Origin of the sequence: Granulicella sp. S190 (assembly GCF_009766095.1) — a bacterium.
Taxonomy (GTDB): Bacteria; Acidobacteriota; Terriglobia; order Terriglobales; family Acidobacteriaceae; genus Edaphobacter.
The window spans coordinates 1-300 of the sequence record NZ_LMUD01000017.1 but is presented as its reverse complement, the minus strand read 5'-3'; the positions used below and the strand labels follow the sequence as shown (position 1 = coordinate 300).

Below are 300 nucleotides of genomic sequence, written 5' to 3'. Positions count from 1 at the left end.
CACGCGGCGCACCAAACTGCCAAAGCAGTGGACTGTGAGAGATCGAGGAATTTGACCGATGGGAACCTGCTCGGCCATCTCCTGAACCTTGACCTCCTGGAAGGGAAGAAACTTGGATGCGCGCGTCGAAGGGTTCAGCTGTCCCTTGGACTGGTTGCTCTTGCAGTCCCTGGACGGGCACATGATCAGAGGACCGTACTGCTTATCAGTGACAGGCTGGAAAATTTCGCAACCGCAGCGGTCGCAAGTGTAAGCGCTGACTTGGACGATCGGCTTAACATCCGACACCCTCGTTTACGA

Annotated in this window: 1 protein-coding gene; it reads right to left on the bottom strand. The window is 56.0% G+C overall.

The annotated features are described in order from the left end of the window. Positions 1-288, bottom strand: a 288-nt coding sequence (locus tag GSQ94_RS11755; protein WP_254063814.1) for a hypothetical protein, incomplete at its 3' end; no start/stop codon positions are given. Positions 289-300 lie beyond the last annotated feature (12 nt).